This is a genomic window from Pectobacterium colocasium (assembly GCF_020181655.1).
In the GTDB taxonomy this organism is placed as follows: Bacteria; Pseudomonadota; Gammaproteobacteria; order Enterobacterales; family Enterobacteriaceae; genus Pectobacterium; species Pectobacterium colocasium.
Genome location: NZ_CP084032.1, coordinates 1941445 through 1965298, shown reverse-complemented (window position 1 = coordinate 1965298; position 23854 = coordinate 1941445). Strand labels below are relative to the sequence as shown.

General features: G+C 53.7%; 28 protein-coding genes. 1 reads left to right on the top strand and 27 read right to left on the bottom strand.

The features are described 5' to 3' along the window. Positions 1-2: 2 nt before the first annotated feature. The 27 genes from LCF41_RS08905 to dinG all read right to left on the bottom strand — a co-directional run bounded on the left by LCF41_RS08905 (position 3) and on the right by dinG (position 22772). The gene (locus LCF41_RS08905; protein WP_225087743.1) at positions 3-584 is read right to left on the bottom strand and encodes a phage tail protein I; all 582 of its coding nucleotides are present in this window, start codon (positions 582-584) and stop codon (positions 3-5) included. Next, the gene (locus LCF41_RS08900) at positions 577-1680 is read right to left on the bottom strand and encodes a baseplate assembly protein (protein WP_225087742.1); all 1104 of its coding nucleotides are present in this window, start codon (positions 1678-1680) and stop codon (positions 577-579) included. Before LCF41_RS08900 ends, LCF41_RS08905 begins: the two co-directional genes overlap by 8 nt. Then, entirely contained in the window at positions 1671-2018 is a 348-nt protein-coding gene (locus LCF41_RS08895; protein WP_181847671.1) for a GPW/gp25 family protein, read from the bottom strand. The genes LCF41_RS08900 and LCF41_RS08895 overlap by 10 nt, the downstream gene beginning before the upstream one ends. 58 nt (positions 2019-2076) lie before the next feature. Beyond that, on the bottom strand, positions 2077-2658 hold the full coding sequence (locus LCF41_RS08890) for a phage baseplate assembly protein V (protein WP_225087741.1): 582 nt from the start codon (positions 2656-2658) through the stop codon (positions 2077-2079). Next, entirely contained in the window at positions 2655-3815 is a 1161-nt protein-coding gene (locus LCF41_RS08885) for a phage late control D family protein (protein ID WP_225087740.1), read from the bottom strand. The genes LCF41_RS08890 and LCF41_RS08885 overlap by 4 nt, the downstream gene beginning before the upstream one ends. Next, the gene (locus LCF41_RS08880) at positions 3803-4015 is read right to left on the bottom strand and encodes a tail protein X (protein WP_180741347.1); all 213 of its coding nucleotides are present in this window, start codon (positions 4013-4015) and stop codon (positions 3803-3805) included. The genes LCF41_RS08885 and LCF41_RS08880 overlap by 13 nt, the downstream gene beginning before the upstream one ends. After that, a complete protein-coding gene (locus tag LCF41_RS08875) occupies positions 4005-4934 on the bottom strand; it encodes a phage tail protein (RefSeq protein ID WP_225087739.1) in 930 nt (309 codons plus the stop codon). The genes LCF41_RS08880 and LCF41_RS08875 overlap by 11 nt, the downstream gene beginning before the upstream one ends. Then, positions 4934-7405: a phage tail tape measure protein gene (locus LCF41_RS08870; RefSeq protein WP_225088126.1), complete on the bottom strand. Its 2472-nt coding sequence runs from the start codon at positions 7403-7405 to the stop codon at positions 4934-4936. Before LCF41_RS08870 ends, LCF41_RS08875 begins: the two co-directional genes overlap by 1 nt. An 85-nt stretch (positions 7406-7490) precedes the next feature. Beyond that, positions 7491-7619, bottom strand: a complete 129-nt coding sequence (locus LCF41_RS22245; RefSeq protein WP_263059357.1) for a hypothetical protein — start codon at positions 7617-7619, stop codon at positions 7491-7493. Positions 7620-7627: 8 nt separating this feature from the next. Continuing rightward, positions 7628-7771, bottom strand: a complete 144-nt coding sequence (locus LCF41_RS22330; RefSeq protein WP_094431851.1) for a GpE family phage tail protein — start codon at positions 7769-7771, stop codon at positions 7628-7630. Then, the gene (locus tag LCF41_RS08865) at positions 7716-8036 is read right to left on the bottom strand and encodes a phage tail assembly protein (RefSeq protein ID WP_225087738.1); all 321 of its coding nucleotides are present in this window, start codon (positions 8034-8036) and stop codon (positions 7716-7718) included. The genes LCF41_RS22330 and LCF41_RS08865 overlap by 56 nt, the downstream gene beginning before the upstream one ends. A 139-nt stretch (positions 8037-8175) precedes the next feature. Beyond that, positions 8176-8472, bottom strand: coding sequence for a 2Fe-2S iron-sulfur cluster-binding protein (locus tag LCF41_RS08860; protein WP_225087737.1), 297 nt, complete (start codon positions 8470-8472; stop codon positions 8176-8178). Positions 8473-8528: 56 nt separating this feature from the next. After that, positions 8529-9053: a phage major tail tube protein gene (locus tag LCF41_RS08855; protein ID WP_005972713.1), complete on the bottom strand. Its 525-nt coding sequence runs from the start codon at positions 9051-9053 to the stop codon at positions 8529-8531. Continuing rightward, positions 9053-10480, bottom strand: a complete 1428-nt coding sequence (locus tag LCF41_RS08850; RefSeq protein WP_225087735.1) for a phage tail sheath subtilisin-like domain-containing protein — start codon at positions 10478-10480, stop codon at positions 9053-9055. Before LCF41_RS08850 ends, LCF41_RS08855 begins: the two co-directional genes overlap by 1 nt. Further along, positions 10470-10667, bottom strand: a complete 198-nt coding sequence (locus tag LCF41_RS08845) for a hypothetical protein (RefSeq protein ID WP_107167957.1) — start codon at positions 10665-10667, stop codon at positions 10470-10472. The genes LCF41_RS08850 and LCF41_RS08845 overlap by 11 nt, the downstream gene beginning before the upstream one ends. After that, entirely contained in the window at positions 10664-11131 is a 468-nt protein-coding gene (locus LCF41_RS08840) for a Gp37 family protein (RefSeq protein WP_225087734.1), read from the bottom strand. The genes LCF41_RS08845 and LCF41_RS08840 overlap by 4 nt, the downstream gene beginning before the upstream one ends. 262 nt (positions 11132-11393) lie before the next feature. Beyond that, a complete protein-coding gene (locus LCF41_RS08835) occupies positions 11394-11705 on the bottom strand; it encodes a hypothetical protein (RefSeq protein ID WP_225087733.1) in 312 nt (103 codons plus the stop codon). Beyond that, positions 11698-12027: a hypothetical protein gene (locus tag LCF41_RS08830; RefSeq protein WP_180741352.1), complete on the bottom strand. Its 330-nt coding sequence runs from the start codon at positions 12025-12027 to the stop codon at positions 11698-11700. Before LCF41_RS08830 ends, LCF41_RS08835 begins: the two co-directional genes overlap by 8 nt. Then, positions 12017-12691 (bottom strand): hypothetical protein, encoded by a 675-nt coding sequence (locus LCF41_RS08825; protein WP_225087732.1) that lies wholly within the window; start codon positions 12689-12691, stop codon positions 12017-12019. Before LCF41_RS08825 ends, LCF41_RS08830 begins: the two co-directional genes overlap by 11 nt. Then, positions 12681-13292: a transglycosylase SLT domain-containing protein gene (locus LCF41_RS08820; RefSeq protein WP_225087731.1), complete on the bottom strand. Its 612-nt coding sequence runs from the start codon at positions 13290-13292 to the stop codon at positions 12681-12683. The genes LCF41_RS08825 and LCF41_RS08820 overlap by 11 nt, the downstream gene beginning before the upstream one ends. A gap of 1 nt (position 13293) precedes the next feature. Further along, positions 13294-13623, bottom strand: a complete 330-nt coding sequence (locus LCF41_RS08815; RefSeq protein WP_010281025.1) for a putative holin — start codon at positions 13621-13623, stop codon at positions 13294-13296. Positions 13624-13836: 213 nt separating this feature from the next. Beyond that, a complete protein-coding gene (locus LCF41_RS08810) occupies positions 13837-15204 on the bottom strand; it encodes a TolC family outer membrane protein (protein ID WP_225087730.1) in 1368 nt (455 codons plus the stop codon). 2 nt (positions 15205-15206) lie between these two features. After that, the gene (locus tag LCF41_RS08805) at positions 15207-16535 is read right to left on the bottom strand and encodes an HlyD family type I secretion periplasmic adaptor subunit (protein ID WP_225087729.1); all 1329 of its coding nucleotides are present in this window, start codon (positions 16533-16535) and stop codon (positions 15207-15209) included. A gap of 27 nt (positions 16536-16562) precedes the next feature. Then, positions 16563-18290: a type I secretion system permease/ATPase gene (locus LCF41_RS08800; RefSeq protein ID WP_225087728.1), complete on the bottom strand. Its 1728-nt coding sequence runs from the start codon at positions 18288-18290 to the stop codon at positions 16563-16565. Between the two features lie 17 nt (positions 18291-18307). Further along, positions 18308-18619 (bottom strand): protease inhibitor Inh/omp19 family protein, encoded by a 312-nt coding sequence (locus LCF41_RS08795; RefSeq protein WP_317630320.1) that lies wholly within the window; start codon positions 18617-18619, stop codon positions 18308-18310. 105 nt (positions 18620-18724) lie between these two features. Further along, positions 18725-20158 (bottom strand): serralysin family metalloprotease, encoded by a 1434-nt coding sequence (locus tag LCF41_RS08790; RefSeq protein WP_225087726.1) that lies wholly within the window; start codon positions 20156-20158, stop codon positions 18725-18727. A 514-nt stretch (positions 20159-20672) separates the two neighbouring features. Then, the gene (gene dinG, locus LCF41_RS08785) at positions 20673-22772 is read right to left on the bottom strand and encodes an ATP-dependent DNA helicase DinG (RefSeq protein ID WP_225087725.1); all 2100 of its coding nucleotides are present in this window, start codon (positions 22770-22772) and stop codon (positions 20673-20675) included. A gap of 213 nt (positions 22773-22985) precedes the next feature. On the opposite strand from dinG, the gene LCF41_RS08780 reads away from it, so the two are divergent. Further along, positions 22986-23831, top strand: coding sequence for an AraC family transcriptional regulator (locus tag LCF41_RS08780; protein WP_225087724.1), 846 nt, complete (start codon positions 22986-22988; stop codon positions 23829-23831). The last annotated feature ends 23 nt before the right edge of the window (positions 23832-23854 follow it).

The window sequence follows — 23854 nt, the reverse complement described above, 5'->3', positions numbered from 1 at the left end:
GTTCAAGCGCTCCCATGATTGTAGTTACTGTCGTATGTCGCCGTCCGGTTGTAGCGGATAGGCACTTCCCAATATTCGATGCTGGCCAGGTGACACCGTGCTGGGGCAAACATCCCAATGGCATTGCGTAACATTCTGGCCTGATCGTTGGTGATCGGTTGTTTTAGCAGCACGCGATAGACCGCCCACGCCGCTTTGTCGCCGTGTACATAAAGGTTCTTGTAGGTGGTTTCCCCGTCGTAACTCAGGCGACCGATGTTCTCAATCAGCGTGCTCTCGCCGAAGCCGAAACGGCGGATGATCTCTTTAATGCTCCACGGCGTTCCTTTGCTGCGATGCAGATCGATAGCGGCCTTGATCAACGCACGTTTGGAATCATCCGATTCCGCCAGTTCCCATCCGTCGCCAAACAGCGAGAACTGTTCGGCTAGCCAAGGCAATGCGCTGCTATCGGCAATATCGATCAGATAAACCAGTAAGGTATTCAGATCGATGTCATCGAAGCGGTCGGCTAACTCCGCCAACGAGCGAAAGCGGGCGTCGGCAGCAAGAGGCGGTGGCAGCAGTCGTAGTGAATCAGCCATTCGACACCCCGACGACGCTGACATTGATGCCCGTGCAGTTCGCCCATTCGCTGTCATCAAGCACCATCAATGACGGTGAAACGAGTTCCACCTGATACACGCCGGGAATGGAAAGCGTGGCGATAATCTGGCTCGGAACAATATCGCGCCCCAATGTGGCGGTACGGGTTTCAACCCAGGCTTGCACGGCTTTCTCCGCCGCAGTCTGAACGACACTAGCCTGTTCACCGTTGAACAGCGTCAATTTGGCGTTGATGGCGTAATCCACCTGCGTGGGGGATTTAGCGGAGACAAAATCCGTCAGCGGGCGCACCTGCTCGTCGGAGCAAAAGCTTTCCACCAGCGAGAGCAGGCTGCTGTCCGGCAGACCAGTGCTGAGCAACGGGTACAGCACCACCTCACCCGGTTCCGGTGACATCACCGCGACATCAACAATGTTTTGGTGCGCCCGCATCGCATGGAAGCGATACGCCAGTTTCGATCCCGCGGTGCTAAACGACTCCGGCGCCAGTTGAACGCGTTCCCGCAGGCGATCGTCATCCTCTTCCGCAGACCCACCGCTGCTTTTGGTGATATTGACGACACGTAAATCGCTGTCGCCAATCTCATCCAGCAGCGTACTGATCTGGGCTGGCAGCCAGTCATTGCCCACTTCGCCACTTTCGGTACAGGTCGCCATTACAGTGACGCCGCTGCCGTTCACTCTCAGTAGCGCATCGCTGTCGGTGGAGAACATTACGCTGTCCGATGCGCTAACGCGGGTGCCTGCTGGAATCAGCAAATCGCTGACTAACGGCGCTTCGGGGGTAAAACGCAGCTCTGCACGCGCCGGCTGCGCCGCCAAACGGGAGACGCCGACCAGTTCTGCCAGATAATCCAGCATCGGCGCACGAGCAAACGCGACCAGGTTCTGCTTGGCGGCTTCCTGGACCGCGCTACGCAATAAAGTTTCCCGGTAAGCAAAGAGGTTGATCAGCAGGCGTTCGGCCTGCGCTGGATAGAGTGTTTTCCCTGAGTCAGCTTCATATTTCGCGATCATTTCGGCGGTAATCTTCGCCGCGTCGCGTTCAATAAAATTGGGTTCTGTCAGCGCCATAACAACTCCGTGGTCTGTGTCGCGCCGTTAGCGGTTTTCCAGCTAACGTGCAGCGTCAGGTGAGCCCCATTCACAGAAGGTTTAACCGCCAGTAACTGGCAGCGAGGTTCCCATCGTTTGATCGCTTCTACCGATTCCCTGACGACATGCGGGATCGCACGATCGATCGGATAATCGAGATACAGATGTAGATTGCTACCAAAGTCAGGCCGATGTGGGTCGCTGCCGCAGGGTGTCCGCAGGATGATGTGAATCGCCTGCATGATATCTGCCGTTCCTTCGACGATTTCGCCAGAACGTTGCAGCGCCGGTTGCCAAAAAACAGATTGAGTTTTCATAGGGGGCTATTGTCGCCCCCGGTGAGAGGAAGGAATTGTAAAACGGTTTAGAAAAATACTAGTGCGAGTGATGGTTGGAGTTGCCACCCGCGTCCATCACACTGCCGCTGGCGCTGACGTTGCCGGAGATATTGACATCACCACTGAGGCTGGCGCCACCGGAACCGGACATCCCGCTCTCGTAGGTAAGCTGTCCTTGTACCAGCAGCTTACCCGTCACCGTCGTCTCTGGCGCATTGATAGTGACTTTCTGAGCGTTAACCACCACGTCAGTGCCGCTGCTAATTGCAATATGCTGCACGCCGCCGTTGATCGTTAACGTATGCGTTCGGCGATCATATTCAATGTGCGCGCCGTCAGCGAACGTTACCGCCCTTTTGTCCTTATCTGCCAGCGTTGGCACATCAACAGCGGAGTAAATCGCCCCCAGAACCAGACCATCTTCGCCGTTGCCGTCCAGCAGAACTTCGACCTGTTCGCCAATATCTGGCAACCAGTAATCCTTATTATTCTGCGTATTGCGCTGTAATACCGGTAGCCAGGCCGTTCGCAGATTGTCGCACTCAGGTAAACGGACGCGCACCATAACGCGAACCTCATCCAGCGCACTGATCGTGCCAATTCGACGAGATAAACTCATAACCCCACATCCTTTTTACTCTTAACCGTTTGTGTTGTCTGGCTGCCATCAGGATGGTAAGTCACCAGCGTTTTTCCGCTGTCCGACTTACGCTTACCTGCCGTAATCGGTCCGCGCGTCACACCGATCTCGGAGGTATAACCACTACCCCGTTCCAGAACATGGCGAGCCGATTCGATCAACCACTGACCAGAAAGCTGGCCGAACGACACCAGTTCAACTTTATTCCCCGCCGCCAACTGTGGGCTGCCCATCAGCGTCATCGATCCCGTTTGCTGCTTTTCGTTATGCGCATCCAACGCGGCATCCGTTTTCATCCGCACGCCAGAGGCATCCGCCGCGCGGGCGTTAACTTTCAGCGTATCCGCACTGGTCTCGGCGCCAGCAGACTTCATTTCGCTTTTCACGCCTCCGTCAGCTTCATAAACCATCAGTTTCTTTTCACTCCCTTTCTGATATTTCGTCTTGGCGTTTTTATAGACGTGGCTGATGGTGTCGCGCAGTGAAAAACGCGCGACATCCGTTGGCTTGATTTGTCGAACAGGCGCCTGGCTGCGCAGCGTTGCCAGATGGGAAAAAATCAGTTGGTCGCTGACCACTTTCACAACATAGCCATATTCGCTGGCGAGCCGCTTTAGAAAAGCGACATCAGTTTCCGCATATTGCGTAACACGATCGATCTTGATGATTTGAATCTTGCCTACCAGCATCAACTGATGCTTTTTCGCGATGCGTGTCGCAATGGCGGCTAGCGTCGTATCTTCAAAACCGCGGTTTGACTTGGTTCGCAATGCACGGTTGACCGATGTCGCGACGCCGCGAATCATCACTTCGCTGGGCGGTGCGCTAACCTCAATTTCATCTATCGAGAACGTGCCGCAGTTAAACAGCGTTTCACCGCGGTAGCCTAGCTTGAGCGATAACGTATCGCCCGTACCGGGATACCACTTATCCATCCAGCGGCCATCGGTATCGTCGAGCCTGACCTCGATCGAATCCGATTCATTCTTGATGCTGTCGGTATACGTCACGCTGGTGACATACGGCGCGATATCATTGGTAATGTCTTTCTGCTGATACCACAGGGTGAACGCGGGTTGCAGCACGTCCGACACGGCGGGCGAGAGCAAGGTTAATTCTTCCGTTAACGCAGCCATGGTGGGGTATCCTCCGCGTTGCTGGCTTCTGCCTGTTCAATAATCGGAATCAGAACCACTAGGCCTGATGGCAACAGCGGCACAATCGGAATATGCGGGTTCGCGGCAATGATCCGCGGATAGCCGAGCGGATCGCCGTAATACCGATAGGACAAGGTATCCCAGCGTTCGCCTTGTGTAGTGATATGTTCAAGGTGCATATGCTTCAACCCTCTTCACGATTTCCGCCGTCAGTTTGCTCAGCGCAGGTTCCGCGCCTTTAAACGTGTCGCTAGCTGCATCAACATGTTTACTGATGGCTTCCACCCTTTCGATGACGTTTTTACTGTCGACGCCCTGCAACAAGTCGGCAACTTGCCTGATCTGTTTCAGCACATCATTCGCCGCTTTATTCACCGCCGTAATTTCAGGCATCATCTTCTCTGCCTGAACGGCGGCATCAGAAATGGCTTCTGCCGTTTTTTTAAACGCAGGCTCCACCTCACTTAACGGCGTCAATACATTTCCTACTTGCGTTAACAGCCCGGGAACTTGCAACAGCGCCGTTTCGGGATTTTTCTTCATCCGTTTGACAATCTGCACCGTGGTTTTCGCCGCTTTAAAGGCAGACTGCGCCTTCTTGGCATACGTAACGGCCGTACGTAACGAGGTCGCAAAGTCGTTCACTTTCTCAACAGCCTTGGTGATTGCGCTGACGTTAGGAACAGGCGTCTGTATCGCCGGCGGCTTGAGCGGATTCTTCGGATCGCCAATGTATTCGCGCAGCGTCAGTTCAGCATTCATTGCCAATACGTTGCCCTTCGCGTCGGTATGCTGGCTGGTCGAGGTCAGAGCAGTAATCACAAACCAGCCGCGATAGTCCCCATTACCGAAGACCAGCGCCATCGCCTGATGCGCTCGCATCGCCTCATTCAAGCGCTTCAGTTCCACATCCGGCGTGCAATATTGCTGGTGAAACACCAGGCTAATGCGAATCTCGTCCAGCTTCGCGCCGATGAATTGCAGACCGGGTTTACCTTCAATACGGCTATGTTCGGCGTAATCTGCCCCGAATGACGTATTAAAGCCGTCCCAATAGGCGGTTACTTTAAATTCAATATCTCCTAATACCGCAAACATCAGGCATACCCCCTGCGCTCACGCTGAGTGAGCAGCTTGTTCAACATATTTTCCAGTTCATTCATGCTAAGCGTCAGCGTCTTCGTCATTTCAGGCGTTGGCGCAGCCTTCTGGCCGTTGAGATAAATGGTGGGTGAGAAAGCAACCTGAACACGTTCGGAAGGGGCTGCGCTGACTAACTTACCTTTCGCTCCACCGACAGATGATGTCATTGCAACCCGCTGTTGCGGCGTTGGCATTGCGTCCTCAGTCTTAGGTAATTCAACATGCTGCGTCGGCTGTAGCGACAATGCAGATACTTGAGTGGGTTGCAGAACGGGTGGAGTCATAACACTGGCAGCCACAGATTGACCGCTGGCTTCTACAGACACTTTCTTCGAGCCGATACCCAGAAAGTCTTTAACGCTATCGGGAATAAACTCATCGATCGTTTTCAGGACATTTTTTAGCTCAGGGAAATAACTGACCAGCCCCTTAACCAGGGAATCAATAATCACGCCACCGAGCTCACTGAGGCTGCCGGGAAGCTGAATCCCCAGTTCGCTAACAGTATCAGCAAAGATGGAATACAGCACACCGTAGGGTGACCAATCGAGCAGTAAAGCGGTAATACCTACTACGCCACCGGATACCGCATCACTGAGCGCTTCCAGACCCGCATCGAAAGCATTGCCAATTTTTGAACCGAGATCTTTGAAAAATGCAGCGATTGGATCAAAGTAGTAGTAAATCAAAGCAACTGCCCCCACAATCGCGGTAATTATCCAGCCAATTGGTGTTGTCAGCAGCAAACGCCCCAGCACCAATATTGCTCGGCCTGCCATCATCAAGCCGCTGCGTAACACACCGCCAAGCATGCGCCCTAATGTTCCGGCTCCGCCAACCAGCCAGTTCAGCGCCGCTCCCACACCTTGTAATACGCCCGTCGTTCTTAATCCCGCATTGAACAATTGCCAACCGCGCTGAACTTGCAAAATACCGCCCCAAACGCTCTGCAAAGGCGATAACAGCGTGGTCATCCCCAACTTCGCCCCGCTCAATGCCATTCTGAACGCGAAGAAACCGGCAACGGCCATCACGATCCCGCGAACCAGTTCAGGGTTCGCTGCCGTCCAGGTCACCAATTGATCCAAAATAGGAATCAGTATGTCGCTCAAGGAAACCAATACCGGCGTCAGTGCTTCTCCCACATTGAGCGCAATGTTCATCACTGACGTTGTCATTTGATTCCAGCGCGCGGTCAATGTGTCATTCTGTCGGGCGAAGTCGAGACCCAGCGTTTGCGTGGCCGCCGGGCTATTCATCCGCTGCTGGTTTGCTTGATAGCTCTGCCAATTCTGTTTCATCGACATCGCATGATTGAGCGCTTCTGGTGTTCGGAACACCTCCTGCAAGCCGTAACGCTGCATTAAGCTTTGCTGTGCGTCCACGTTACCCGCCGCCATGTCCCAGCGTTTCTGGAATTGACTGCCTTTGCTGTCGATCAACTGATTGCCAATCAGAACCGCTGCGTCGTACTGTGAATATCCATCTTTCATATGGCTTTTCAGCAACGCGTTGTAATTCACGCCCGCTTTGCCGTAACTGTCAGCAATGTCGGTTCGCCCCACGGCATTCATAAAGCTCTCCAGCCGGGCAGCCGTGTTCGCTTCCGTATCCGTGCCTTTTGTCGCACTCAGACTGGAAACTAACTGACTCAGCGCTTGATTACCCGTCGCCCCCATCGCCGTAAATCCTGGAGCCAGCGCCGTCGCGTATTGCGCCATCGACGCCATGGAAAACCCTTGCTTAGTCCCCGCCAGCATGCGGGAGAAGGATTCCTCCAGCGCTTTCGCTCCTTTCAGGTTAAACACGCCATCCAATGTGGCCGAAAGCGCGGTAAGATCGGACAGCGCCGCGCCAGAGGCCGTTGACGTTTTCCCCAGCACCTCGGCTACATCCGTTACCTGCTCTTTTGACATACCGCGAGCAAGCAGCTGTCCGGTACTGCTAAGCAGCGCATCCGGCGTTTGGTTTACGCGTTGAGAAGATTGACGTAGCTTCTGCCCCATCAACTTTTCCTGCTCGCTCGATATCCCATGAGCAACGCTGATGTCGCGCAACTGCGCCTCGAACGACGCATAGCGTGTAACCGACGCCACAATTGGCTTCATGACAGAACCGAACTGTTCGCGCTTAGTCTTAAAGTCACTAGCGAGTTCACTTCGACGGCTACGTAGCGTTTCCTGACGTGACTGGCTACTCTCCAGCCGTTCCTGATTGGTTACCAATTTACTTAATGACTGGCTCAGTCGGGATGTCACTTGTGTGCTGCGCAAACTGACATTGCCAAAACGTTCTAGCGACTGATTAAACAGACGCTGCCACTCCTCAGCTTGTTTGAGTTTATCGCTAAGTGGCTGCAGGGATTTTTTTGTGTCATCCAGCGTGGCGCCAAACGCCCTGCCCAGCATGACACCGTTTAAAAGCATATCCACGGTTCACTCTCATTTAGAAAAACCCCTTACGGGGCGGATCGGAGACGGCGGCTTGCGCCGCTCCAGCTTGGTTTCCCCATCACAAACCGGGGATAAAACGAGGAAAAGGGCGGTAATCAGCAGGAGAAGAAGACAGGTGGTGAGGGAGTAAAACGGCCAGCGTCCTATCGCTGGCCGGGTTAGGGTGGATGGTGGACTCAGTAATCATGTCAGTTATCAGTCTTCCTCACCGTTCTCACGTTTTATCTGTTCGCTGGCTTCATCCAACCAGCGTTCAAAATCGTCCAGTTCCAGCGCATCAATTTCACTCGGCTGAAAGCGAAACCACCTCGCCAGTAGCGCCTGCGCTTTCCACAGCAGCGCCGGCTGCGTTATCCAACCCAAGTAGCTGCTGAAATCGTTTTTGCAGCGCCATATAGTCCTGCGCGTCCATCTCATCGATGTCTTCCGGCACCAGACCGGTCATGCGCGACAGCAGTGCGTCGTCCCAGTTGCTTGGGTCATCGCTGATTTTTTTTACCGCTTTGATGTCTTTGACTTTCAGACGCTTGAGCGAAATGGACTCCACGCGTTGGCCAGCAGAGGTGGTGTAAGGGAATTGCAGAGAATAGGTTTCAGTGTGCATAACGGCTCCTTAGTAAATGTCGGGAGCAGTATCGCGTGCAGCGAGGAATAACGATTTTAAAGTGAATTAGAAAACGAAAATGGCGGGCATAAGAAAGGGGCCGAAGCCCCTCTCATTACGATAACGCGAACATTGATAATTAATGATGCAGCTCATCTTCTGCATAGAAGCGAACAACACAATTGCTTAGCGGGTAAGAGGTATCCGTCAGAAAGAAGCCGGCCGCTTTCTGGTTGTCATCTAAATAGGAGCCATCACTCTGATCAACCTGGCCAGAGATCAAACGGGCTACAGATGTCGAGTCCGCACCAGCACGACTTGAATAGGGTAAAGTAAAACCCGCCTCTTCCCCCGCATCCAAAATGTAGACATCTTCACGGCATTGAAAGTGAATATTATTTTCTAAGTCAATAATATCAAATACTTTTTCTGACATGGTCACCTTATTGATTGATAGAAACGCCCGCCCTGACAGCGGGCCTGGAAGATAAATTAACCGCCGATATTGGCACGGTAGCTGTTCAGTTGATCCACGCCGCCCACCATGAAGATGTTGGACATATAATCCAGCTCCAGCAGGTCTTCACCGTTCATCACCTGCTTGATGTAGGTGCAGTTGAATGCGCTGCTGAAATCCGGGTTTTCATGCTGCTTGAACGTACCCAGCGGATTCTTTTTGAACATGATGGTCATGTACGTCACCAGCGGCACTTCTTCGATACGGCCTTGAGAGCCGTAGCGTTCCACGCTGGAGCGGCACTGTAGCGCCAGCGACTGGTACGGGTTCGCCGCCGCCAGCATTGCTTCGCGGTAGAAGGAGTTCCATTTGATCTCACCTTCCAGTTTGTCGAAGCCCGCAGGCAGTTCGATCTTACCGACCATACCCAGCGCCTTGTGCTCCTGCATGATCATGGAGACATCCGGCAGTTTGATTTCCTGCGCACGCCCCAGCAGGTTGGTGCCGTTGATGTAGATGTTGGCGTTGGTAATACGGTTTACTTCAATTTTCCCGGCCATCAGTTAGTGCCCTCCAGCGTTACCAGGTATTCCGAGGTGATCTCCGTCTCAAAGGTCAGACGCTCAAGCGGTGGCGGCGGAGTGAATTTGTAGTTAAGCAACAGGTGCCCTGCCGCCAGCTCGGTTTGCTCGTTACGCGCGGCATCGAACCAGCACTTAAAGCCCAGCAGCGCACCATCGCCGATCAGCTTGCGACCATAGGCGTTGACCGATTCCACCAATGCGTCGATCAGTGCCTGGTTGATCGGCATGTCGATGTACTGCTGGCTGAAATAGCGGATGGATTCGTTAATCACATCGCCAGTACGACGCACGTTTTCGAAGTTCTTCATGTGCGTCACGGTTGGCCAGGCGGCGGTGCGGTTACCCCACAGACGCAGGCCGGAGCCGTAGCTGTTGAAAATGGTGCTGATGCCCTGCTCGTTCAGCAGGTTCACTTCACTCTGCGGATCGTCAATCATCGCGGACAGCTGGCGCTCTACACCGGTGATCCCTTTGATTTCCTGGTTGGACGACGACCACCAGAAACCTTTTTCCAGATCGACTTTGGCACGCAGGCCGGCAGCACGCGCCGATAGCGGTTCCAGACGTTCGCTGTTGGTTTCCGCGTCGTACACTTTGACGTGCGGATAGCACAGACGAGCGCGTTCAGAGCTGGTGTTGAAGTTGATCGTGCCTTCCGGGCCACGGCCGCTCAGCGCCTGCGCAAAAGTGGTACCGATTGGCGCATCGATGTAGGCAATCGCGCCCAGTTTGTCCGCCAGTGCGATCAGCTCGGTCGTTACGCTATTTTGCGTACAGAACACCGGCGAAATCAGAATCTTGGCAAAGAAGCCGTACAGGTTGTAGGTATCGTTCAACAGCTTCATACCGGTACGTTTGCCCGCGGCGTTGATGCTGCCGATGATGTCGGCGGCAGTCACTTTCGTGACATCAGCAAAGTCATAAGACGCGCTAACCACAGCGGCGGCATCGATATTTTTGCCCAGGTTTTTCAGGACGCCAGTTTGTGCATCCAGCGTATAGTCCTGACCTTCGACAAACGGCTGACTGCCTTCCGCCGCCATCAGCACCAGTTTGGCAACCACACGGTTCGCCAGTTGCGCCGTACCGGTCGCTTTGTCAAACGTGACTTTTTCTGCGCTCACCGACGATTTGTGTTTCGCCGGATCCAGCACGTTGATGACCAGAACCGTACCTGCGCCGTGATCGTAAATGGCATCCAGCGCCTGCGGGATGGTATAGCCGCTGAACTGGCTACCAAACTGTGCCGCATCTTTTTCGGACAGACACAGCGTGACATCATTTACCGCACCCTGCGGCGCCGTACCAATCAACCCGATCACCGCAGATTTGACGGTTTTCACCGGACGAGCACCGGTTTCAACTTCAATGGTTTCTACACCGTGTAAATAATTAGCGGCCAAGGGTCACCTCCGTTGCGCTATCAGCCAGAACCTGACCCGCGACAGGCAGCAAATAGCCCAGCGCGATCAGCGTTTTCACGTACTCATGATCTGCCGGCAGTTCAGTCACCTGAGCAGGCCAAAGCAGGATTTCCTGACCATCTGCCAGCGTGACGCCGCTGGCGGGGCCGGTATAGCGATACTTCATGCGTCTTTCTCCTCATAATTAACCGTGGTAAGCAGCGGACCATCCGTCTGCTCGCGGTCTTCGATAAAAAGGGTTTCTGTGGTGCAATCAATGGCGTAGTGCCAGCGTCCTTCGGTGTAGCCAACATAACGGTCACGAACTAACCGAATACCGCGATGGCAGTCAGGCAGTCGGTATCCCCCCAGCGCCTGACGGACGGTATCGAGCGTGGCCAGCACGCCGTCTTCGCCATCCAGCTCGGGCAGCAACACAGCGACCATCAGCTGTGGCCGCTGCGTCTGAACCGGAGAATCCGCATCTTCCGGTGCGGAAAACTCGGAACCGCGATACCCCACCAGCACATCGCCAGCCGTCAGAAGCTCTGGCCCGGTCAGAATGTTTTCTGGACAGGACGCAATCCGCCGTGCCGGTAAGTGCTGCTTGAGGCGGGCTATCACCGCATCGATAATTGGTCTGGTATTCATATCCGTTCACCCGCTGTGTTGATGGCGTCCTGTTTTGGTGACGCATCATGTTGATGGCGCTAGTATCCGGATAACGGTTGGCGGCGGCTTTTAATCTGTTTTAGAAAAAACAGCGACGTGATTTATTTGAAAAATAACGGCTAATACCATGAAAAATAAAAATTATTTCGATAAAAAAAACGCCAACACAATCGTGCTGGCGCAGAGAAATATGGCGACACTGACAACGCGCAAAGGCAGAAGCGCAAGCCATGCAATGGGATTACCGATCCCAGTATTTTTCAGGCCGGGCGATGCCAACCATACAATCCACCGCATATTCCACGACATCCACGCCAAGACGGGTGAGATTCGCCAGCCAGACGCCGCTCACCTCCTTGGTTAATACCGCCATCTTGCGATCGGCCAGGTAATCCAGCGCATGACGTAGCTCCAGCGCAGAGGCATCGGCATACAGCCGCTGCATCAGCGCCAGCAGGAACATTTCATTCGCGGTGTAAGGGCGTGTTTTATTTAATGCGATCAGCAAATGCCAACGCATCGATTCCTGCCGAATACGCTGCGTGTCAGCCATGATTGCCTCCCACATGCCGCTGCTGCACTAACTCCAGTTTGTTGTAAAGCGCATCCAGTTTGGCTTCGATGACCGTTTGACCACGGATGTAATCCTCACGCCGCACGTAAATCAGCGGTAAATCAGCGCGAAATTCCAGAAACTCACGCTCCAGCCGCGTCCATCCTTGCTCGCTCTTTTGGCGCGCATTTTCCAGCGCGGCAAAACGCTCGTTCAGCCGTTTTTCAATCTGGGTAAGCAGAATCCGCCCAGCGGCAAACAGGAAGCTCATAAACGACAACAGCAGGCCGACCAGCGACCAGAACTCCACTTCAATCTTCACGTGTTACCTCCCTTGCCTGTTGTAACGCTTCGATGTAATCCAGCAGTGCGTTAACCTGCGCGCTTAGCGTCTGGTAGCGTTCTCCGTTGTCGCTGATGTTGGCGAGGATATCGCGCTGGGAGATGCCTGAAGATTGTAATTCGGCGTCAGCGGCTGCGCCGGAACCGGGCGCTGCGCCAGTGCGGCGGGCAGCGGCGGTAATGCCTGTGGCACCGTCGGCGGACAGACCGAAAGCGGCGTTGTAGTGCTGCACGAAGCCACGAGTAAACACGCACTGCACAGGCTGAATTTTTCCTTTTTCGTCAATATATTGCTGAGTAACATAATCGATCTTCCGTTGCAGGGCGGCGTTATCCGCCGCCAGTTGTTGACGCGCAGCGAGATAGCGCTGTTCGAGTTGATTCCCACGCGCTACCTGCTGCTGATATTGCTCTGCCGCCGCACGTAATAGCTGGTTGTGGGTTTCAGCCTGCTGCTGCTGTAGCAAGTTGAATGCCGCCTGCTGTTTCGCCAGCGCGGCATCCCCCAGTGCTTGTGCCAGTTGATAACCCTGATTACGCCCCGTCAGATAGACCGCGAGTAGCAACACAACAGCAAACAGAACGGTGACCACACGTGGCGAAAGAAAGGATTTCAGGCTATTGAGAAACAGACTATTCCACACAGCTCGCCCTCCCCCAACTCAAATACCGTGGTGCCAACTGATGCAAAATGCGGTCGGGATAATGACGGTTCTCACGCCAGTTGGCGGCACTGCGCCCGGCATTGACGGTTTCCACATGGCCAAACCAGCGAAGGATGTCCTTCTCGGCAATTTTCGCGCGCTGTTTATCACGCTGTAACCAGCCAAGTCCGCCGTTGTAGGACGACAAGGTCATTGCCATGCGTTCGCAATCATTGCGGGCACTGATTCGTGTCCACAGCCAGCGGTCATAACCCGTCAGCGCGCGGATAGCCCAGGCCGGATTAAACGGTTGGTTTGCCCGAAGCTCAGGAACGATACCGCTAAACCAGTCAGCGGTTGTCGGCATAAACTGCGCCAGCCCTTGTGCACCGACGGGCGAGACGGCCCGTGGATTCCAGCCGCTTTCCTGATGAAGTTGTGCCGCGAAGTCCGCAATCGGGGCATTCATGCCCCAATCCAGCCGTGCGCTGCGGATGACATCACTACGGTACACCTGCGCGGCACGAGGGATCGTGTCGGCGCAGGCCACCGCGCTAAAAAACATCGGGCTAACAAGCAGCGTGATGAGAAAGTAGCGCATATCACAACCCCATCGCTACGCCGATGCAAACGGCTGACACAATCAGCGCACGTCGTAACATCGCGGCGGCAAATACAGTGTGGTGACCGTCCCGAACAGGGAAACGTCCACGCGGCACCGGCTCATCGCCTTGTTCGAGGAACAGACCGGGACGCGCTTTAGGAAACAGCGAGCGATCCAGCCAATAGCCTAATACCGCAGCGAGTGAAATAAGCGAGAGCTTATAGACGGTGACGGGAAGCTGTTGTGGTGAAATCAGCCCGATAACAGCAAAGAGAAAAGCGGATGTCACAATCCAGCCGGTAAGACGCGGTTTTTTGATTTTTTTCACGATAAAGCCTCCTGATAAGAACGGAGGCCATTATGCAAAATGAGGATGTTTGATGATTTTAAAGGAGTTTAAGTATTACTGAGGCACAATATCCTACAGAATTGAACCATTTATCGTCGTCCTGTACTCGCCCTACTTCATGATGCATGTACGTAAACGTTGCTGCTGACAAAAACCTTATCCGATTATCCGTAGATAATTTTGTCATCTGCTTTAGTTTGTGATGGTCTTGCCGTTGCCCCATGGATCCGTTGCTGGTTGAAACCAGGCCGCCAGTTCCAGAATATCTTTCTCGTTCAGCGTCCCTGCGGTATAGCGCAGTAAGAGCCATGCCTGAAGCCAGCTGTATTTCGCTTCCGCCAGCTCTCGTCGGGCGTTATACCAATCCTGTTCGGCCAGTAGAATATCCAGATTGATACGTTCGCCGCCCGCGACGCTTAATCGCGTGGCGTTGACCGCTTCTTGTGCCGACGAGGCGGTCATTTGCCAGGCCTTAATTTTCGCCGACCCGTTGTTGTACAGGTTGTAGTATTTTTTCAATTCCGCCAGCGTTTGTTTGGTTTGATCGTCCAGTTCCGCCTGAGTTTGCTGATATTGCGCTGCGGCCTGCCGCATCGATGCCGAGACGGAACCGCCGGAATAAAGCGGCACGTTCAGCTGCAAGCCGACACTCTGCGTGTCGTATTTCTGATTGTAGTTGTATTCACTTTCCGAACGGCTATTGCGCGACGATGCCACCAACGACAGCGTGGGTAAATGTCCGGCGCGGCTGCGTTCAATTTCATAACGACTGACCGTCAGCCCCTCGCGCTGCGTCGCCAGTTTGGCATTATGCTGCACGGCAAGATCGCGCCACTGCGCCAGCGTCTGCTTGCCTGATTCCGCAGGCGGCAGTTGAGTGAGCGTCAGAGGATGCAGCGCCGTGATATCCAGCGCTGTACCCGTCATATTTTCCAGATCGGTGATCGCGGCATCCAGATTGTCCTGCTGCTCAATCCGCTGTGCTTCCATCAGCGTAAAGCGCGCTTCCGTTTCCCGCACATCCGTTAGCGTCCCTTCGCCCGCAAGTAAGAGACGTTTATTCAGCGCCAACTGCTCCTGATACGCCCGCTGTTGCGCATCCAGCAATTGCAGTTTTTCCTGCGCCAGCAGCGCGCTACTCCAGGCTTTATATAACCGTACCATCAGATCCTGACTGCGATCGCGAAAACGCTGGTCGGCCATTAGTGTGCGGGCAACGCCCTGCTGATAGCGCGCCCAGGCTGCATAATCCAGCAGCGGCTGGCGCAGCGACAACGTGGACGTGTAGCTGTTGTAATCACGTTTTAGCGTGTTATTGGTGAAACTATCCGTTTGGGTGACTTTGGAGTGGCTGCGGTTAGCGCTATAGCCATACTGGAGGTTGGGGAGCAGATTGGCACGCCCGATGTTTTCCTCTTCCTGACCTGCCGCACGTTCAAACCCCGCCGCACGAAACTGAGCGTCGTTACGCAACGCCAACTCCCAGGCATCAAGCAGTCCTAATGCGCTCGCGCCCGAAGAAAGCAGCCCAAACAGCATGATTATCGCGATCCTTTGCATGATTACTCTTCCGTTAATGCCAGATGCAGGCGATCCATTAAAGGCTTAAATAGATAATTGACGAACGACCGCTCCCCAGTACGCACAAACCCTTGTACTGGCATGCCGGGTTTGATTTCCAACCCCTCCAGCTCACGTTTTCCTGCATCATCCACCATCACGCGCAGGCTGTAATAAGGAGAACCGTCTCGCTCATCCAGCAGGCGGTCGGCGGACAACAGCTCGACCGTTCCCGCTACGCGCGGCGTTGTGCTTTGGTTAAACGCGACGAACTGCAACTCGACGGGTAGCCCCGGCCAGACCTTATCCACCAGCTCCACGGGAAGGCGCGCATCCACCAACAGCGGCTGATCGTCCGGCACAATCTCCAGCAGCGTCTGCCCCGGCGCAATCACACCGCCTTCCGTAAACACTTTCAGCCCGACCACCGTGCCGGAAACAGGCGCGCGCATCTGGATATTCGCCAAATTGAAATCGGCTTTTTCCTTCTTACTGCCCACATCACTCAGCAACGCCTGCACTTCCGCCAGCTCGCTGTTCACTTCCTTGTCGTATTCCTGCTGACGCTGTGCTATCAGCAGCGTTTGTTGCTCAATATCACGGCGGATACGGTTCGTATCCCCCGCCAACTGGGCGATGTCGCCGTTAAGCTGCGCCAGCAAACGTTCGTTCTCCAGCATTTTGTTACGCGGTACATAGTTTTCCGCCGCCAGTGAACGCAGCCCTTGTAGCTGCTGTTCCAGCGTCTCCCGCTGCTTCTGCTTACTGGACATCACCTGACGTTGGGCGCTGAGTGACGCCTCCATGCCTGCAATACTGGAACGCATTCCTTCAGCTTCAAGCTTGAGTGATTGCTGACGGCTGCGCAGTAAATCACGCTGCAATGCCGTAATTACGTTCATCTCCGGCCTTTCAGCGAGAAGTTGCAGGCGGGGCGTCATCACCATATCGTTCAGGCGCTGCTGCTCGGCAAGCAGTCGACCTTCCCGTGCCACCAGCTGTAAATACTGACCATCCAGCCCTTCACTCGCCGAACGCGCATCAACCTCATTCAGCGTGAGCAGGATCTGGCCGGCCTCGACTCTGTCGCCGTCTTTCACCTGAATTCTATCGACAATGCCGCCTTGATTGTGCTGCACAACCTTGCGGTTACCGGAAATCACCACGCTGCCATTCACCATCACGCCTTTATCCAAGGGGGCAAACAGTGCCCACAGGAGAAAGCCACCAAACCCGGCAAGCACCAGCAGCCACCCCAGACGCACGGCACGTTTTTCATCGCGCTGCGCCGTCTGGTTCATACTCTCTTCGCTTATTTCTGATGCGGACATGTCTTTCCCTGTTGTCGTCATTCCGTGTTACCGCTGGACAGCGGCAGAAGGTGTCATTTGTGCCTGATTGGCGGCACGTCGCGGTTGCAGTTCGCTCAGAATATCGCGCGCAGGGCCAAAGCGTTGCTGCCTCCCCTGATTGAGCACCAGAATCTTATGTGCCAGCGTGGTTAACGCAGGACGATGCGTAATCAGTACCACCGTCGCCCCCCGCTTCTGAAGATGCGAGATCGCCTGTGCCAGTGCCATTTCACCTTCGTTATCGAGACTAGAGTTCGGCTCATCAAGCACCAGCAGACAGGGGTCACCATACACTGCACGCGCCAGAGCAATGCGCTGCCGCTGCCCGCCCGACAGCCCGTTGCCGTCAGCGCCGAGCGGGGTGTCGTATCCCTGCGGTTGGCTAAGAATCATGTCGTGGACGCCAGCCAGCTTCGCCGCCGCCACAATTTTTTCCGCATCATGTTCGCCAAAGCGGGAAATATTCTCCGCCAACGTGCCCTTAAAGAGCTGCACATCCTGCGGCAGGTAGCCCATCGCCGGGCCAAACGCGGTTTTATCTACCTGGTTGAGATCGGCGCCATCCAGTCGAACCTTGCCGCGCGTTGGTGTTTGCGTCGCCACCAGCAGGCGTGCCAGTGTCGATTTCCCCGAACCGGAGGCGCCCAGAATCGCCAGCGTTTCCCCCGCCTGAAGCGAGAAATGGATGTCCTGCAACCTGGCCGCCCCTTGTGGCGTCTGCAACAGCACATTCTCGACGCTGAGCTGGCCAACTGGCGCAGGTAACGCCATCGGCACCGCTTTAGGTGGATACGCGGCCATGATACGACTCAGTCGATGCCAGGCCTGACGGGCGCTGCTTAACGGTTTCCAAATACCAATAAACTGATCGATAGGACTCAGCACACGCCCAACAAGAATTGACCCCGCAATCATCATGCCTGGCGTAATCTCGCCCTTAATCGCAAGCAAGGCACCCACGCCGAGCATCAGCGATTGCAGAAAAACGCGTGCATGTTTGGATGCCGCGCCGACAACCGCAGCCCGTTCACTTGCCAGATTTTGCAAGGTAATAAAGCGGTAGTGTTGCCCCAGCCAGCGGCGGCGCAAGTTAGGCAACATTCCCATCGATTCAATAACTTCCGCATTGCGCAGTTGCGTATCCGCAAGATGGGTCGCCTGTAGCGCTTCATGGTTAGCCTCTTCCAAAGGCGACGTGGTGAGATACTGATTCAGCCACGCCAGCAGCACCAGCACCACCGTCCCTCCCAGCGCCAGCAGGCCGAGAACCGGGTGGATCAGGAACAGCACCAATAAAAAGAAGGGAAACCAGGGAATATCAAAGAAGGCAAACAGTGAGTTGCCCGTAATGAACTGCCGCAAGAGCGTGAGATCGTTCAGTGCCTGACCCGCTTTGGCCTCACCGGCTTCCAGATTGCGCTCAAACGCGGCGTTGAAAACCTGTTGATTCAGCTGTAGGTCGATACGGGTGCCGAGTCTCACGACCACCAGACTTCGCACCCATTCGAGTGCCGCCATGAATATCCCCAGACCGGCAATCAGCAGGGTGAGCATCAGCAACGTGGTGCCATTCCCCGACGCCAGTACGCGATCGTAAACCTGCAGCATATAGATAGAGGGCGACAGCATCAGTAGATTAACGATGGCGCTGAAAATCCCAATGCTCCAAAAGCTGCGCCGGAAAGGACGCAGTATACTCAACAACGAACGTTCCTTATTTGCTAGTTGACTCACTGCGTTTGCCTCTCCTGTCAGGGCTGTTTATGCAACGTCCGTGTACTGCCATCAGGCAACGTCAGCGTATAGCCCTCTTTTTCCTTGCTAAAAAACGCGACGGACTGACCCTGCGCTTTCGTCAGCGTGATACCGTCCGGCGTCGGCCGCCATCCGGCGGGCACATCCGGCAGCAGCGCTTTTAAACACGCTACATCACCCTCAAGACGCCAGATGTTATCCACTAACGGCGTATTGTGCAGCACAACCTCGCACTGCTGTTCTCCGCCACGCAATTGCCATACGCCGCTTAGCTCACTTGCTGAAGGTAATTTCAGACTACTTGCCATACATCCTCCGCTTATTGCACTTAACAACGCCGCGATGATTAACTTTTTCATAGTGGCCCCTAGTAGATAACAGAAAAGGACGGGGATTTCCCCGTCCTTGCTACATCACACGATAAAATCGGTTGCCGCAGACGGCTGACCAACAATATGCACAAGAAAGTCTGGTGTGGTCTGACCGGCAAAATTCAGCCACAGATCGGTGGTATTACTCTCTGCATCCCAGTTAAGCAACGCTTCATTGCCACGTCCGGTGAAAGCGTTGACGAACTGCAAATCACCTTTTGGATTCAGCGCTGACAGATCGATTTTGTCGATGCCGCGTTGGAAGTCCGTAATGGTGTCATAACCGTTCTTATAGGAAGAGTCGCTCGCGCTGGCGTAGACAAAAATATCTTTGCCCGCACCGCCCGTCAGCGTATCTGCCCCGCCGCCGCCGTAAATGACGTCATTGCCTGCACCGCCGTTCAGAATATTATTCGCGTCATTGCCGATAATAATATCGTTGCCGGAGCCGCCAATCGCGTTTTCGATAGTGACGCCGTGGGCGATAGAAACGTTACCTTTCAGACCGCCAACATCAGAGAATCCGCCTTCATTCAGGTTGATACGCTGATCGTTTCTGTAACCAGAGAAATCAAACGTATCGTTACCGCCCGCATCCCAAACGGAGAAGATCAGTTTGTCACTGCTGCTATTCGCGGTATAGAAATCACGGCCGGTGTTGGAGTTGAAACCGTATACCGTGTCTCCGGTACGCGTGTTCATGTTCGCACCGTACAGATATTGGATTGCCGTGATGTCATCGATCAACGGACCAGCAGCGTAGTGCCCCTGGAAATCTCCTCCGGTGTTCTGCTCACTCCAGTAACTCATCAGGCTGAACTGGCGCGTATCTTCCGCATAGGTCACATCGCGGTAGGTCGGGTTACCTTGGCCAGCGTTGTAAGACCCTGGATGGTTCAGACCCAGCGCATGGCCAATTTCATGCGTCAGCGTCTGGCGCCCATACTCCATCGTATCTGGGTTACGGATATTGTCGACGTTGTAGTTGTACCAGGTGCTGCCGGCCGCCGAGTGGTTACCCGGCATATAGCCATAGGCCTGGGTACTATTGTCCAGTCGACCGCTTGAATCACGGGTGTAATTACCAAACGTGATGTTGGCTTTCTGGCTTGGATTGACCTCGGTAAACGTGATGTTAGCGACATCTGACCACGATTGCAGAGACAGCTTAGCTTGCTGAGTCTGAGCGGCGTTAAACTTCACAAAGCCCTGATCGCCAGAAGGGATAGACCGCACGTTCTGTAAGAACGAATAGGTCAGATTAGCGGATTTGCCGAATACGTTCGTGCCATTCCAGGTCAGACCGTCGCGGACAATTTCCTTCGCTGCCAAATCGCTTGTGAACGAGGGTTTGCCATTAAGCTGTCCATCGCCACGTGAATGGTAATTATACAGATCGTACACATCGCTATACCCCGTTCCCGCTGCATGCAATGCCGATTCAGCGGTATCCTTATCTTCATCTCGTAAAGCCATCTTTTCTTCTCCATAAGTCTGATCGGGATGATCAGAATCCTAAATCCCTCCATGCAATGGCTATATTGCATGTACCGCGCGTGGTCGCGTGCTAATCGTCTCCTGGGTAGATAATGCTCACTAAGAAATATTTATATAAAAAACGCATATAAATAAAAACCACCTCAATAAGGAAATAATTAATAAAGCAAATTATTTTCGTTATTATCAAATGATAAATAATAAGATCACAGTGACTATTTTTATTATTAGTATGGATATGAACAGCTAGAAAGACAGATACCAAGTGGTATTAATTTTTGAAAAATAAGAATTTTTATTAATTGCGTTAATTCTCATCGTGACACCTTTCCATGGTTGACAAAAATCGCGCCGAGCAATGACATATTTTGTCACACGTATTAACGGCATCCTTGCTGTTCGGAGACAAATCTAACAAATAAGAATAAAAAAATATAGCGCTAAATAGGGATTAGTTACCCCTTTATTCAGCGAACGCATAGAGAGTAATTTATTATGGCATATCTCGCTGTTCGATCGGGAAAACGGGCAACGCCGCCAACAGCTGTGCGCCATAGCCTTTGCTCAACAGGCGGCGATCGTAAATGACGATTTCACCAAAGCAATCATGGCTGCGAATCAGGCGTCCAACCTGCTGGATGAGGTTAAACGAGGCGCTGGGCAAACTTTGTACGGTAAACGGATGCCGTTTGAGGCTTTTTAGCCACTCGCCCTCCGTCAGAATCACCGGGCTATCGATGGGCGGAAACGCGATTTTATGGATATGCACCTGAGAAAGGAGTTCCCCTTTGAGATCCAATCCTTCTGCAAAGGATTGTAAGCCAATCAGTACGCTAGTCTGCCCTTCCTGTACCCGCTGACGATGCAGTTCAACCAGCCTGTAGCGCGGCTTATCTCCCTGAACCAGCAGCATCAGACGCAAATCGGTAACCTGTGTCAGAAACAGCTGCATGGCACGTTGACTGGCAAACAGCATCAGTATGCCTTTATGTTTATCCTGCTTTAGCTCCGCCCGGAAAAACTGCGCCATTTCAGCAATATGCTGCGCTTCAGATTCGATCAGCGGTTCATACCGCATTTTAGGAATCACCAGACGCCCCTGTTCACGGTGGTTGAACGGCGAATCCAGCGCGATAAACGTGTCCCCCTCTTCCTCACCGAGACCAGACAGTTCCTGAATACGCGCAAAACTGTTCAGCGAACGCAGCGTCGCCGAGGTCACCACGACGTGCGATACCTTACTCCACAGCAGTCTTTCAAGCTGCTCGCAGACGCGGATCCCCGCGCAGTGAAGGTGAAGATGCGGCTGGTTATCACGCGTTTCCCTGGTGATCCATTTGGAAACTGGCGCATTTGAAGATTTCTCCATCGCGGCCAGCCGCCACAGTTTACTCATAGACTCAAGGTAGCCCTGCTGGCGGCTCATTTTCAACAAGGCATGATAGACCCGCACCACATCATGCTTCCCGGTTTTCTCACTCAGGTCGTTAAGCATATACTCCGCTAGCGCCCGCAGCGTATCGGTCAATTTGAACAACCGAACGCAGAGTTCACGCATTTCATCCGGCATTTTGCCCATCGCAAAGCGGTACTCGGTTTCCTGCCCATCATGCGGAAGAAACAGCCCGCACATTTGCGAGAAAGACAGCACGCACTCGCGGATCTCCTCACAGTGGCTGGTTAACCGTTCACTATTAGCGAGTCGCGGCGGTGATTTAGGGGCAAACTGCGCCATACATTGCCCGATGAGCTGCACCAGTTGTTCCAGTTGCGCCATCATATAAGCGGGATGAATATCACCGGACATCTCCAGCGTATCGCGGGCAACGTCAGGAATATGGTGCCCTTCATCGAGCACCAGCAGGAGATTCTTAGGGGGAGGCAGTACCGACTCGCTTTCCATCGCCGCCATTACCAGCGCATGGTTGGTGACGACCACATCGGCCTGTTCGATCTCACGCCGTGCGATGAAGAACGGGCACTCACGATAGTAATGGCAGTTGTGCGCGAGACAGTTCGCTTTGTCAGTACTCAGCTTCTGCCACAGGCTATCGTCAATCGTATCCTGATAATGGTCGCGTAGTCCGTCCCAGGCGTAACCTTGCAGCGCCTTTTCGAGCCGTACGCAGGTACGCTTTTCCTCCTTGCTGGCGGACATCAGTTCGTCATCCAGAAAGAGCGGTAAATCCCCCTGCGCATCGGGATCGGTTGCCAACATCGCCAGATTGCGCGGGCAAATATAACGACGACGGCCAAATGCGGCGGTAAATTTTAGTTCGGGAATAAACTTCTGCAACAGCGGCAAATCTTTGCTGTAAATCTGATCCTGCAATGCCACATTCGCCGTGCTGACCACCAGTGTTTTATCCTCCGCACGCCCCACCGCAATACCCGGAATCAGGTAAGAAAGCGTTTTCCCGACGCCGGTTGGCGCTTCAATAGCCAGATGGCGCGGGTAATCACCCGCCAGCGTTTTCGCCACTTCGGCAATCATCTGTCGCTGGGGAACGCGGGAAATAAAATCCGGGATTTGTTCTTGCAGGGCCTTATACCATTGACCAATCTGCAATTTTATTGCGGGGGACAGCGTCATGCATACTCTGTATTTGTGTAATCTGGCCGCCATTGTCCCACAGACGCCCGGCGACGTCAGCCGATATCACGTGTGCGATGCTTCTGACCTCGACAATCTTCCGCCCAACGATTAGGGTAAGTTATTCTTTTTACCAGACACATCTGTTTATCAAACACGACCTTTATCGCGAGCGGTAAACGCTATTTCCGTAAACAATAGCTTCGGTAAATTATGTCCTCAGTCCATGCCATTAACCAATCGTACTGGTTTTCACCACACTTACCGCACGTTGAAGGCCGCAGCACGCGCAACAGCAGTCATGCCTATAAAACACACAGCCATGCGCAATTCTCGATTGGGGCGATAGAACACGGCGAAACGCTATGCCATTACCGCAACGACACTCACCACTTACAGGTTGGCGATCTGATCTTTATCGATCCCCAACAGCCGCATAGCTGTAACCCGCTGCCCGGCAAAACGCGTAGTTATCACATGCTGTATCTGGATACCGACTGGTGTCTCGCTCAAATCGCTGCGCTGTGTGGTTATCAAGTGGACACCCTGCGTTGCAACTGCGTCGTCTTACGCGATCCCGAACGGTTTAGACATTATCAGCACATCATTGCCCTGCTGTATCGGGGAGACAGTGCAGCGGCAGATAACCAGCTCAAAGCGATGCTGGCACCCATCTGGCAACAATATTGCCTTCCCGCCCCTTCCGGTTTGCCAGCATTACCGCATCAGGCATCGCAAATCACGACACGCCATGTACGCGAACGTCTGTTGAATAATTTGCAAGAAGCCCCCTCGCTGGAAACGCTGGCGGAGGAGTTAAACCTGAGACGTGAAACCATCGTGCGACAGTTTCGTCACGATACTGGCATCACGCCGATGGCATTCCTGAATAATGCCCGTATTGAGTATGCCAAATCGCTGCTGAAACAAGGCACACCGCTGGTTGATGCTAGCTATCAAAGCGGCTTCTGCGATCAAAGCCATTTTCACAAAACGTTTGTGCAATACACCGCCGCGACGCCGGGTCAGTACGCGCGATCAATATTTGACAATAAATAGCGGGACGCCTTGTCTAGACTGGC